9 protein-coding genes are annotated in these 11,958 nt (G+C 72.8%); 7 read left to right on the top strand and 2 right to left on the bottom strand.

Annotated elements, in window-relative coordinates:
- The first annotated feature begins 92 nt into the window (after window positions 1–92).
- Window positions 93–782: a DUF4232 domain-containing protein gene (locus tag ACFVVX_RS32025; protein ID WP_387950775.1), complete on the top strand. Its 690-nt coding sequence runs from the start codon at window positions 93–95 to the stop codon at window positions 780–782.
- Between the two features lie 9 nt (window positions 783–791).
- Here ACFVVX_RS32025 and ACFVVX_RS32020 read toward each other — a convergent pair whose 3' ends face one another.
- Both ACFVVX_RS32020 and ACFVVX_RS32015 read right to left on the bottom strand, forming a co-directional pair.
- A complete protein-coding gene (locus ACFVVX_RS32020) occupies window positions 792–1,910 on the bottom strand; it encodes an RICIN domain-containing protein (RefSeq protein ID WP_387950774.1) in 1,119 nt (372 codons plus the stop codon).
- A 140-nt stretch (window positions 1,911–2,050) separates the two neighbouring features.
- Window positions 2,051–3,226: a cytochrome P450 gene (locus ACFVVX_RS32015; protein WP_387950772.1), complete on the bottom strand. Its 1,176-nt coding sequence runs from the start codon at window positions 3,224–3,226 to the stop codon at window positions 2,051–2,053.
- 378 nt (window positions 3,227–3,604) lie between these two features.
- On the opposite strand from ACFVVX_RS32015, the gene ACFVVX_RS32010 reads away from it, so the two are divergent.
- From ACFVVX_RS32010 to ACFVVX_RS31985, 6 genes are all read left to right on the top strand, one after another.
- Window positions 3,605–4,318: a TNT domain-containing protein gene (locus tag ACFVVX_RS32010; protein ID WP_387950770.1), complete on the top strand. Its 714-nt coding sequence runs from the start codon at window positions 3,605–3,607 to the stop codon at window positions 4,316–4,318.
- Window positions 4,319–4,637: 319 nt separating this feature from the next.
- Entirely contained in the window at window positions 4,638–7,622 is a 2,985-nt protein-coding gene (locus ACFVVX_RS32005; RefSeq protein WP_387950768.1) for a hypothetical protein, read from the top strand.
- A gap of 266 nt (window positions 7,623–7,888) precedes the next feature.
- Window positions 7,889–8,845 (top strand): acetylglutamate kinase, encoded by a 957-nt coding sequence (argB, locus tag ACFVVX_RS32000; RefSeq protein ID WP_387950841.1) that lies wholly within the window; start codon window positions 7,889–7,891, stop codon window positions 8,843–8,845.
- Window positions 8,846–9,091: 246 nt separating this feature from the next.
- On the top strand, window positions 9,092–10,450 hold the full coding sequence (locus ACFVVX_RS31995; protein WP_387950766.1) for a lysine N(6)-hydroxylase/L-ornithine N(5)-oxygenase family protein: 1,359 nt from the start codon (window positions 9,092–9,094) through the stop codon (window positions 10,448–10,450).
- Between the two features lie 71 nt (window positions 10,451–10,521).
- Window positions 10,522–10,782, top strand: a complete 261-nt coding sequence (locus tag ACFVVX_RS31990) for a phosphopantetheine-binding protein (protein ID WP_387950764.1) — start codon at window positions 10,522–10,524, stop codon at window positions 10,780–10,782.
- 117 nt (window positions 10,783–10,899) lie between these two features.
- Window positions 10,900–11,889 (top strand): ABC transporter substrate-binding protein, encoded by a 990-nt coding sequence (locus tag ACFVVX_RS31985; protein ID WP_387950762.1) that lies wholly within the window; start codon window positions 10,900–10,902, stop codon window positions 11,887–11,889.
- Window positions 11,890–11,958 lie beyond the last annotated feature (69 nt).

The following is an 11,958-nucleotide window of genomic DNA, read 5'->3' as shown; positions in this document are numbered from 1 at the left end:
TGGAACGGCTCGTCCGGGCGGGCGGTCCTGGTCTTCGGAAACCCGCTCGCACCGAGCACCAGGCACCGCTGTCCCACTCGGAGGAAAACACCATGCGCGTCCGCAAGCTCGCCTTCGCCGCTCTGGCCGTCGCCGCCGCGCTCTCGCTTGCCGCCTGCCAGGACGACGAGGCGGGCACGGCCCAGGGCGCCCCGACCGGTGCCGCCCCGACCGGTGCCGCCCCGACCGCGTCCACCAGTGCCTCCCCCAGCGGCGCCCCGTCCAGCGGCACACCGGCGTCCGGCGCCCCGTCCACCGCCGCCCCGGGAAAGGGCAGCACACCGTCCACCGCCGCACCGGCCGGCTCCCCCGGGGCCGGGAAGACCGCCAAGTGCCGTACCGCGGACCTGACCATCACCGCCGCGGACCGCACCATCGACGGCGACGGCGCCAACACCGTCGTGGTTGAGCTGAAGAACCACAGCGGCAAGGACTGCACCCTCTCCGGTTACGCGGGCGTCGACCTGAAGACCTCCGCGGGCACGCTGTCCGCGAAGCGCTCCGGCGAGCCGGTCGTCGCGGGCGTCGTGAAGGACGGCAAGTCGACGTACTTCGGCATCAGCTACCCGGCCAACACCTCGGGCGGCTCCGGCGTCCGGGTCACCCACCTGGTGGTGACCCCGCCGGACGAGACCCAGCCGGTCACCCTGCCCTGGCCGGGCGCCGGCACGCTGCCCGCCACGGACGGCAGCGGATCCCCGGTGAAGATCGGCCCGATGGGAAGCGCCGGCCAGGGCGAGTGACCACACGGGTCAGCTCTTCTCGCCGTCGGCCCAGGTGATGTCCATCTGGTCGATGAAGTAGCGGCCGTCGAAGCAGAGGAAGACCTTGGACGAGGTGTCGTTGTCCGCGATCCAGGTCTTGTTCCACTGCACGACGGTGCCGGCGCCGTCACGCTTGGGGAAGTAGAGGCCCTCGCGGCGTGACGGCCGGTTGTAGAAGCCGTGTCCGTTGGCCAGTCGGTACGGCGTCCGGACGAGGGAACCGCTGTAGTCGTCGAAGAGCGCGGCGGGGAAGTTGGTGCGGGCGACGAGCTTCGGCGGGACGTAGTGGACGTCGACCTCGTCGGCGTCCACGTAGCGGGCGGGCTCCCCCGGCAGCCGGTGGAAGGCCTTGCGCACCGAGCCGGCCCGCTCGTAGCTGTCGGTGAAGGCCACCAGGCTGCCCTCCCGGCCCTCCCGGTACCAGTCGCCCTGGGAGTGCTGGTCGAAGTCGAAGGTCTCGATGCGGGTGCCCGGAGTGAGAAGCTCACCGGGGACCTCCCGGAAGGTGGTCGCATCGAAGATCTGCTCGATGGTCCGCACGTCCTTCTCGTAGCGGCGGGCCGGCACCCGGACCCGGCCCGTTCCCACCGGCAGGTCGGTGGCCTTCGGCGCCGGGGCGGGTGCGGGCTGCGGCGGCGCGACGGGCGCGGGTGCCCAGGCGGTGCAGGACCGGTCCTCGGCCCCGGCGCCCTTCTCCAGGATCAGCGGTCCGCCCGGGCGCTCGGCGGCCGGGTCGGCCAGGCCGAGGAGGCAGTTGGAGGAGTCGTGGAGGGCCATCAGCCGGCCGGTGTCGCGCTGGACGAAAGCCCGCCAGGCCTGCCGCCAGTACGAGGAATCGCTGCCGGTGTCGGGGAACTTGGGCCGCAGGGTGACCGTGGCACCCCTGCCCGTCCCCTCGGCGGTCAGGTAGAGGCCCGTGGCGGCGTGCCGGATCCTGTGGTTGATGACCCGGAACCGCTCGGCCACCCACTGTTCGCCGTCGCCGCCGCTCTCGGGTGCGAGCACCACCGGGGTGCCCTCCGGACTCCCTGGTGCGGCACCCGCCACCAGGCCGGGAATGCGGTGCAGACGGAGCACGAACGTCTCGGCGGGCCAGTCGACCAGCATGGCGAACACCTTCTCGGCAGAGGAATATGACAGGGCGTCAGGACATGATCACCCAGTCGAGTGCGCCCGCGCCAGACGCAGTGGAACGGCCGGTGCCGAGGGCCGGCCGGGTGCATCCCGGGCAGGACCTGCGACAGGACCTACGGCAGGACGGGCAGTGCCTCAAGGCCTCGCAGCAGGCGGGTGTGCCGCCACTGCGGCTCGGCGCCGGGTGAGGCCAGGCGGAGCCGGGGGAAGCGGGTGGCGACGCGCCGGAACGCGATGGCGGCCTCGGCGCGGGCGAGGGGTGCGCCGAGGCAGTGGTGGATGCCGTGTCCGAAGGCGAGGTGGCCCCGGGTGTCCCGGTCGAGGTCGAGTCGGTCCGGGGCGGGGAAGCGGGCGGGGTCGCGGTTCGCGGCGCCGGGTGCGATGAGTACCGGGGAGCCCGCGGGGATCCCGGTGCCGCCGAGGGTCATGTCCTCGGTGGCGAACCGGAAGGTGGCCGTGCTCACCGGGGAGTCGAACCGGAGGAGTTCCTCCACGGCCGCGTCGACCAGGTCGGGCTCGTCCCGCAGACGGTGCAGCGAATCCGGCGTCCGCAGCAGGGCCAGCAGGCCGTTGCCGATCAGGTTGGTGGTGGTCTCGTGCCCGGCCACGAGCAGGAGCACTGCCAGCGAGACGAGTTCGTCCTCGCTGAGCCGGTCCCCGCCGTCGCGGGCCCGGATCAGGTCGTCGAGCAGGCTGTCACCGGGGGTGCGGCGCTTGGCCTCGACGAGCTCGGCCAGGTAGCCGGCGACGGCGTGCGAGGCGGCGTCGATCCGTTCGGGCCGTCCGGCGGCGAAGAGTTCGTTGGACCAGGTGCGCACCGCCGCGCGGTCGGTGGCGGGGACTCCCAGGAGCTGGCAGATGACGGTGACCGGCAGCGGGACGGCGAGGCCCGCGATGGCGTCGGTCGGCTCGCCGGGCACCCAGGCGTCGAGCAACTCGTCCGTCACGCGGGCGATGTAGGGGCGGAGGCGGGCGACGGCGCCCGGCGTGAACGCCTTCGTCACCAGGCTCCGCAGCCGCGTGTGCCGGGGCGGGTCGGTGGCCAGCATGCTCCGGGACACGGCCGGGTGCAGGTTGCGTCCGGTGTCCTTGCCGGCGAAGAAGGCCGCGGTGTCCTTGGACAGCCGGGGGTCGGTGAAGGCGGCCCTGGCTTCGGCGTGGCCGGTGACGAGGTAGCTCGACCGTCCTCCGCCTCCGGGGAGCTCCTGGACCGGCGAGGTGCTGCGGAGTGCCGCGAAGACGGGGTACGGGTTCCGGAGGAAGCCCGGGTCCTGAAGTGGGTTGTTCACGTTCGCCCTTGTCGCGTGTCGAGTGTGACGTGTCGAGCATCGGCGCCTCGCGCGAGGCCGGCCGGACGACGTCGCTCGCGGCGTGCACCCGGTGCCGTCGAGCGTAGCCAGCGGGCGTCGGCCCGGAGGCACCCCGTGCGGTCGGCGGCTGGCCGGCGTGCGGCCGGCGGGTGGGCGGTGGCCGTCCGGCGGTGCTCGCGTTCGCGCGGGCCGCGCCCGGCGGGTGGGGCCGAACGAGTGGGCGCAGTGGGGGCGGAAGGGTCATCCGCACACAAACGGTAGGGCTGCGTGCCACTGTGCGCGTGCACGCCGTCGCAGGGCCCGCCGTGCGGGCCGCCGGCCACGGTGATCCCACCCCCCTCCCGAACGGAACCGCCCATGCGCAGCCCCGCTCTCGCCGCCTTCTCGATGGCGGTCGTCCTGCCCCTGACCGGGTTGGCCGCGACCGGTACCGCCGTCGCCCAGTCGTCCCCCTCCCAGCGGGTGCCGATCAGTGAATGCGACGGCGTCCCCCCGGTCCGCGACCCCGGTGCGGACAGGTACCTCTGCTCCCGGCCGGAGCTCGGCCCGGTCACGCTGCCGACGGACCCGGTGGTGAAGCGGCTGCTGGTGGACTACGACCGGTTGGGCGGGGTGACGCCGGTGCGGTTCCTGGACTGGTACCGGGACTGGCGGGGCTGGAAGTACCCGGACCACAACGGCTTCACCGACAACGGCGGCGACCTCGACATGAACGAGGTGACCCTGGCGGTGGGGAAGAAGCTCGACCGCTTCGGGTCCAACGAGCGGGGGAGGTTCCTGGCCCCCGGCGGCACGCCGTTCGCCCAGCGCGCCCTTCCGCCGGACTCGCTGAACACCGGTGACGCCAACTACCACTGTTTCGAGGTGCGGAAGCCGTTCAAGGTCCAGCAGGGCCACATCGCGGGCGCCTTCTCCCAGCCGGGCAACGGCCTCCAGCAGTGGCTCGACCCGGACCTCAAGCCGGTCGACCACAACCTGATGACCTTCGACGTGGCCGGCCTCATCGGCGCGGGCTACCTGGGCGAGCACGCGGACAAGGAGTTCTGCCTGAAGGGGACCGGCGGGTCCTGACCGCCGCCCGCGCGGACGGACGGCGGTGGCGCGCGACCGGACTCCGGCGCTCGCCCCCCGTCCGGCGTGAGGCCCGTCCGGGTGGTCCCGCCGGATGGCCGGATGTGGACGGGGAGCCTCCGATCCGCCCCGAAGATCCCGGGTTGAGGCCCCGAATCGCGCCACCCGCAAAGGCCGTTCGCATCCACCCCCTATGATCCGGCGCGGGGGAGGGACGCGTCGTGGGGCGCGTCGTGGTGCGCCAGCGTGCCCGCCCCTGTCGGCGGCGCGTCGCGCGTCGCCGACCTGACGATCCGATGATCGGGAGACAGACTCGGTGATGTTCGCCCAACGTGCCCGCCGCGCGCTCGCCGCCGCGGCCTCGGTACTGACCCTGGCCCTGATACCCGCCGGACCGGGTACCGCCTCGGCCGCCACGCCTGACGGACCGGTGCCGGCGGACCTGACCACCGCCCGCGCCTTCACCGACACCTTCCAACAGGACCCCTCGCTCGACACCGACCCGTTCTACGGGCTCAACGTCGGCCTCGGGGCCCGGCAGGCGCCGCCGGCCGGTCAGCGGCCGATCTCCTACACCCGGGTCTCCGGCAAGTGGTACACCGCCACCCCGGCGGACCCGTGGTGCGTCCAGGTCAGCCACCCGGACCACCCCGGCCGGCTGGTCTTCGCGAAGGGGCTGTCGGCCGTCATGCTCGGCGCGCCCGCCGTCGCGGACGCCGGCGGCCACTACACCGTCTCCACGGTGGTCGACCCCTCGGTGGGCGACACCACCAGCAGCGAGTGGGCCTCGATCGTGCTCAGCCGCAGCCACCGCGGCACCGGCTACGTGACCGGCGCCGACGTGGACCTCGGACTGACCGTCACCTCGGACGGCCGGCTGAGCCTCTTCCACGGCGGTGGCGGCGAGACCCCGTTCTGGACCGGCACCGTCGCCCCGGCCGCCAGCTACGCGGTCTCCCTCACCGTCTCCACCGGCGCGGACCGGTCGGTCGCCCTGACGGTGAACGGCACCGCCCTGACCGCCACCGCCCCGGCCGGGGTCACCCGCTGGCCGAGCAGCGCCTTCCTCTACCTCGGCGCGTACCTCGCCGCCGCCCCCTCCAAGGTCACCACCTTCGGTGACGGCGCCGGGAACGGGCTGTCCGTCAGCCGGGTCGACACCGCCGTCGGCGCGACCGCCAAGCCCCTGGTCGACACCTTCGACGGCGCGTCCGCCGCGGCCGCGGACTTCGGGCTCAACCAGGACCTCAGCGCGCGCCAGCCGAGCCTGGTCTCCGCGAACTACACCCCCGAGTCCGGGGTCGCCGGTCTGGTCGCCGACCCCGTCCCGGGCGCGGCGCAGGTGAACACCCCCGCCCACCCGAACGTGCTCTCCTTCCCCCGGGGCACCGCCGCGGTGCGCCTCACCAAGCCCGCCACCGCGGACCTCGACGGCCGCTACACCGTGCACGCGGTGCTGACGCCGGTGGTCGGGAGCACCACCAGCGCCGACTGGGCCTCGCTGGCCGTCAGCCGCGCCTCCAACGGGACGGGCGCGGTGGACGCGCCCGACGTGGCGCTCGGTCTGCGGGTGCGGGCCGACGGCGGGCTGGCGCTCCACCAGGGCGGCGCCGCGACCGCGCTGCCGGCCGTCCCGGCGGCGCCCTCCTACGCGGTGTCCGTCGCGGTGGCGAGCGGCTCGGCGAAGCGGGCGACCGTGACGGTCAACGGCGTGACGGTCTTCTCCGGTCCGACCGCCGCCGAGCTGCCGCGTGACGGGTACGTCGTGCTGGGCTCGCACCAGTCGGCGGCCGGCCAGGTCACGACCGTCGACGACCTGCGGGTGTCGATGCTCGGCGGGCTGGGCTACTACGGGTACTACGACATCCGCGACCCCAACGAGGACAACGGCGCCGACCACACCGCCGAGGTGGCCTCCTGGACCAACTTCAACGGCTACCTGCGCGACGAGGACCCCCGGCTGGACTTCCTGGACCGCTGCCTGCCGGCCTCCTGCGTGATCGACGTCAACCACGAGGTCGTCAGGAAGGTCGACTGGCGGAGGGTCGAGCCGCGGGAGGACGCCGCGGCGAACCTCGCCGGGCTGGTCGCCAGGATCGGGTCCAACATGGACAAGATCGGCGCGGTCTACCTGGCCGACGAGGCCTACTGGCGGCTGATGACTCCCCAGCAGGTCCAGACGCAGGCCGACCAGATCCGGGCGGCCTTCCCCGACAAGCTGCTCATCTTCGACTACGACCAGGGGAGCCTGCGCGCCGGGCCCGGGACCAACCCGGCCCCCCGGGGCGTCGACATCGTCAGCGCCAACCAGTACTGCCTGGGCCGCGGCAACGTCCAGGACCTGCTGGCCGTGATGAAGACCAAGCTCGCCTCGCCCGACCAGCACCTCATGCTCTACCCCGAGACCCTCGTCGGGCCGGGCGGCTCGGACAACTGCGAGGCCGTCACCGACGTGCCGCTGGTGCAGCTCAACGCCGAGTACCGGGCCGCCGCCGCGCAGGACCCGCGCGTCGTCTACCTGCACCCCTTCCGCTGGACCGGTGCGGCGATCCCGGCCCGGGTGCCGCTGACGGCCGCCCACCAGGAGAAGACCGGCAAGGAGATCATCAACGCCACACCCACCCGGCGCCCCTCCTCGGTCGGCGTCCACCGCCCGGCCGACCAGGTCTTCGCCGAGGGCTCCCACAACGGGGTGACGATCGCCCAGACCACCTTCGGACGCCCCGGCGACCGCCCGCTCACCGGCCACTGGAACGGGCCGGGCGCCGACACCGTCGGCGTCTACCGGCCGGACACCCGGGAGTTCGTGCTGGCGAACGCCGACGGCACCCCGGCCGCCCCGCTGCAGTTCGGCGACATCGGCGACACCCCGCTGGCCGGCGACTGGAACGGGGACGGGCGGACCACCATCGGCGTCTACCGGCCGAGTGACCAGACCTTCTACCTCAGCGACGACAACGCCTCCGTCACCGACTGGATCAAGCTGGGCAACCCCGGCTGGACCCCGCTGGTCGGTGACTGGGACGGCAACGGCACGACGACGGTGGCCGTCTACGACCCCACGACGCAGCACTTCTACCTCAACGACTCCAACCGGACCGAGCACGTCCGGGACATCAAGTACGGCAACCCGGGGGACATCCCGGTCAAGGGCGACTGGGACGGCACCGGCATCGACACCGTCGGCGTCTACCGGCCGGACGACCGGACCTTCTTCGGGGCGGCGGTCGGCAGCGACCTGACCGTCTACAGCGCGACGTTCGGCAACTACGGCGACCGCCCGCTGGTGGGCAACTGGGGCTGACGGCCGAACCACCGCCCCAACCGCCCCACCGCTCCACCGCCCGCTGCCCCGCTGTTCCGCCTCGTCGGCGGTTCGGTGGGGCAGCGGTCGTGACGGGGTCGGAGAGGGGATGTAAGGTAAACCTTGCCTAATTGTCCGGGAGGGTCGGACCGCTTCCAGTGCGGCTGCCGGACCGGGGAATCGGGTTGCGGCGCAGCCAGCGCCGTACGGGTCCAGATCGCTGGCGCGGGGGACTGGTGGGCGGAGAGAGCGTGAACCCTTCCGACTTGGGTCGGTCCGGGGCCGAGCGGTATCCCCCCGACCTCCAGACGTGTCTGGCGGACCTGCGGCGCTTCCGGGGTTCCACGGTCGTCGTGAAGTTCGGCGGCAACGCGATGGTGGACGAGCGGTTGAAGGCCTCCTTCGCCCGGGACGTGGTGTTCCTGCGGTACGCGGGGCTGCGTCCGGTGGTCGTCCACGGCGGCGGTCCGCAGATCGGTGCGCAGCTGGACCGGCTGGGGCTGGCCTCCTCGTTCGCCGGCGGCCTGCGGGTGACCACGCCCGAGGCCATGGACGTGGTGCGGATGGTGCTGGCCGGTCAGGTCCAGCGCGAACTCGTCGGACTGCTGAACGCCCACGGGCCGTTCGCGGTCGGGATGACGGGTGAGGACGCGCACACGATGACCGCGGCGAAGCGGTTCGCGGTGGTGGGCGGCGAGCGGGTCGACATCGGGCTCGTCGGGGACGTGGTGTCCGTGCGGCCCTCGCTGCTGGAGTCCCTGCTCGCGGACGGCCGGATCCCGGTGGTGTCGTCGGTGGCTCCGGGCGGGGACGGGAACGTCTACAACGTGAACGCCGACACGGCCGCGGCCGCGGTGGCGGGTGCGCTGCGCGCGGACATGTTCCTGATGCTCACCGACGTCCCCGGCCTCTACCGGGAGTGGCCCACGGACGGCGAGGTGATTCCCCGGCTGACGTCCGACGAGCTGGCGGCCCTGATGCCGGGTCTGGCCGGGGGGATGGTGCCGAAGATGGAGGCCTGTCTGGCGGCGCTGCGCTCGGGGGTGGGCGCGGTGCGGGTGCTGGACGGCCGGGTGCCGTACGCGGTGCTGCGGGCCTTCGGCGCCTCGGCCCCGGGGACGCAGGTGGTCCCCTCGGCGGGCGTCCCCTCGGCGGGCGGGCGGACGGCGGCTCAGGGCGCCGGGTCGCGGAGCCCGGTGCCCGGCGAGCTCGCCCTGCGGTGAGCGGCCGTCCCGCCGCCGGGGCGGGGTGCTTCGGGGGCGACCATGCCTGGCATGACCCCGTTCGGGCAGGTCCCGAGGGGTGCGGGAGGGGTGCGGCCGGTGGTCCCGAACTTGACTCTGCCGCTCCGATAAGGGAACTTAGGCAAGCCTAACCAAACGGTCTTCGGTGGTCTCGCCGGGGGTTTCAAGTCCCGGAGGCTCATCTCCGGGTCCGCGAACGAGCAGCAGTGGACGGAAGGACGAGTCATGTCGCGCGAGAACGGCGCAATCTACGGAGGCGGCAGCGCCGACGACCTGGTCGGCATAGGCTTCGGCCCCGCCAACCTGGCCCTGGCCATCGCGATCGACGACCACAACCGGCGCAACCCCGAGCAGTCGATGCAGGTCCGCTTCCTGGAGAAGCAGGAACGTTTCGGTTGGCACCGGGGCATGCTGCTCGACGGCGCCACGATGCAGGTGTCCTTCCTCAAGGACCTGGTGACCCTGCGCGACCCGCGCAGCCGCTTCACCTTCCTGACCTACCTTCAGGAGCGGGGGCGGCTGGTCGACTTCATCAACCTGAAGTCCTTCTACCCGACCCGCCTGGAGTTCCACGACTACTTCGAGTGGTGCGCCGCGGAGTTCGCCGACCAGACCGGCTACGGCCGCAGGGTCACGGCGATCCGCCCGGTGGAGTCGGACGGCCGGATCGACAGCGTCGAGGTCGTCTCCGAGGCCGTCTCCGGCGGGGACCGCGAGGTCCGCCGGGCCCGGAACATCGCGGTGGGCACCGGACTGACCCCGCGGGTGCCCGAGGGCGTCACCGTGGGCGAGCGCGTCTGGCACACCCGGGACCTGCTGGTGAAGGCGCCCGCGCTGGCCCGCCAGCAGCTGCGCCACCGCCGCATCGCCGTCGTCGGCGCCGGCCAGTCGGCCGCCGAGACGGTCGAGTACCTGCACCGCACCTTCCCCGACGCCGAGATCTGCGCCGTCCTCACCCGCTACGGCTACAGCCCGGCGGACGACAGCCCCTTCGCCAACCGGATCTTCGACCCCTCCGCGGTGGACGAGTTCTACGGGGCGTCCGAGGAGGCCAAGCGGGCGCTGCTCGGCTACCACGCGAACACCAACTACTCGGTGGTCGACGGCGACCTGATCGAGCAGCTGTACCGGACGGTCTACCAGGAGAAGGTGGCCGGCACGGAGCGCCTGCGGATCCTCAACGCCAACCGCCTGACCGGTGTCGGCCACGAGGCGGACGGCGTCAGCGCGCGCGTCCGCTCGCTGACCACGGGCGAGGAGCAGGTGCTGGCCTGCGACGCCGTCGTGCTCGCCACCGGCTACACCCACGTGGACCCGCGCGAGCTGCTCGGCGACCTCGCCCCCGCCTGCCTCACCGACGAGTCCGGCCGGCTGCGCGTCGACCGCGACCACCGGGTGCTGACCGAGGACCACGTCGACGTGGGCATCTACCTCCAGGGCGGCACCGAGCACACCCACGGGATCACCTCCTCGCTGCTCTCGACCCTCGCCGTCCGTTCCGGCGAGATCTGCGACTCGCTGCTGCTGCGACAGACCGGCCACCAGCTGCGCGCCCAGAACAACCGCCTCGGCGTCGCCGGCTGAGCACCGATCAGGGGCCCCCGGGCCCCGATCCCGCCGGACCGCCCACCTCCGCAACCGAACGGACCTCCCGCATGAGCACCGACACCGCACCTGGCCCGAAGGGGTTCGACCCGGACACCGTCCGGGCGGACATCGCCGACATCCTCGGCGAGCGCCCGGAGGACATCGCAGACGACGAGGACCTGCGCGACCTGGGCCTCGACTCGATGCGGCTGATGCACCTGGTCGAGATCTGGCGGGGGCGGGGCGCCCGGGCCGAGTTCGCCGACCTGGCCGACATCGGCACCGGACCCACCGTCCTGTCCTGGTCGGCGTACCTGACCCGGGTCTGAGAGCCACCCCCAGCCTCAGAACCGTCGGCACCGCCCGCACCGGGCTCCCGAACTCCGGCGGCTCGCCCGACCTGCCGCGAACCCGCCGCGCACCGCGTACCACTTCCAAGGAGAACCATGAACACCCGTGCCCTGACCTCCCGCAGCGTCAGAGTCGGCGCCGCCGCCGTCACCGCCGCGCTCACCCTCGCGGCCTGCGGCTCGAACGGCGACAGCAAGGACGCCGCGGCCCCGGCCGGCTCGGGCGGCGCGTCGGGCCCGGTCGTGGTCGAGGCCACCAACGGCAAGATCACCGTCCCGGCCGGCGTCAAGCGCATCGTCAGCGTCTCCTACGCCACCGGCGCGCTGCTGGACCTCGGCGTGCAGCCGGTCGGCACCAGCACCATCGACGACAACAACCCGATGGAGCTGCTGCCCTCGCAGACCGACGCCGCGAAGAAGATCGAGCCGATCGGCTCCGGCATCGAGATCAACATCGAGAAGGTCGCCTCGCTCAAGCCCGACCTGATCGTGGTCGAGGGCGCCAGCGCCTTCGACTGGGGCATCAAGAAGCTCGAGGGCGTCGCCCCCACGCTGTACTTCGGCGTCGACAAGCCGGTCGACCTGCTCAACGCGCAGGAGAAGATCGCCACCGCCGTCGGCAAGGAGGCGGAGTTCAAGAAGCTGAAGTCCGACTACGAGGCCAAGGCCGCGAAGATCAAGACGGACTACGCGACCAAGCTCAACTCCGTGAAGTGGACCATCGCCTCCTCCTACGGCGGCGGCGAGTTCCTGGTCGACACCAGCAGCTCCTGGGTCGGCCGGGTGCTGGCCGACGCGGGCGCCAAGTTCTCCCAGGCCTCCACCGACCCGGCCGAGCACGAGGTCACCTACTCCACCGAGAAGATCGACGTCCTCGCGGACGCCGACATCATCCTGGTGCCCAGGACGGCCGCCACCGGCGAGGTCCCCCAGGACACCAAGGACCTCGACAAGCAGCCGTCGTGGAAGAACCTCAAGGCCGTCCAGGCCGGCAAGGTCGTCCCGGTCACCTACGCCACCAGCGACCGCTACGGCACCTCGACCAACGTCCTCGACCAGATCGAGACCATCCTCAAGGGCCTCTAGGCCTTGACCCGGACGGCCGCCGACCTGCGCGGCCGTCCGGACGGACACCACCACATCGCACCAAGCGCA

The sequence above is a fragment of the Kitasatospora sp. NPDC058170 genome (genome assembly GCF_042883905.1).
Taxonomy (GTDB): Bacteria; Actinomycetota; Actinomycetes; order Streptomycetales; family Streptomycetaceae; genus Kitasatospora.
Note: the sequence above shows the minus strand (reverse complement) of the source record. Positions and strands in the feature narration are given on the sequence as shown.

Coding starts and splice junctions, on each gene's coding strand:
- ACFVVX_RS32020 (WP_387950774.1), bottom strand. CDS start 1,910: ATGCTGGTCGACTGGCCCGCCGAGACGTTCGTGCTCCGTCTGCACCGC.
- ACFVVX_RS32005 (WP_387950768.1), top strand. CDS start 4,638: ATGTTCGCCCAACGTGCCCGCCGCGCGCTCGCCGCCGCGGCCTCGGTA.
- ACFVVX_RS32025 (WP_387950775.1), top strand. CDS start 93: ATGCGCGTCCGCAAGCTCGCCTTCGCCGCTCTGGCCGTCGCCGCCGCG.
- ACFVVX_RS31995 (WP_387950766.1), top strand. CDS start 9,092: ATGTCGCGCGAGAACGGCGCAATCTACGGAGGCGGCAGCGCCGACGAC.
- ACFVVX_RS32010 (WP_387950770.1), top strand. CDS start 3,605: ATGCGCAGCCCCGCTCTCGCCGCCTTCTCGATGGCGGTCGTCCTGCCC.
- ACFVVX_RS31990 (WP_387950764.1), top strand. CDS start 10,522: ATGAGCACCGACACCGCACCTGGCCCGAAGGGGTTCGACCCGGACACC.
- ACFVVX_RS31985 (WP_387950762.1), top strand. CDS start 10,900: ATGAACACCCGTGCCCTGACCTCCCGCAGCGTCAGAGTCGGCGCCGCC.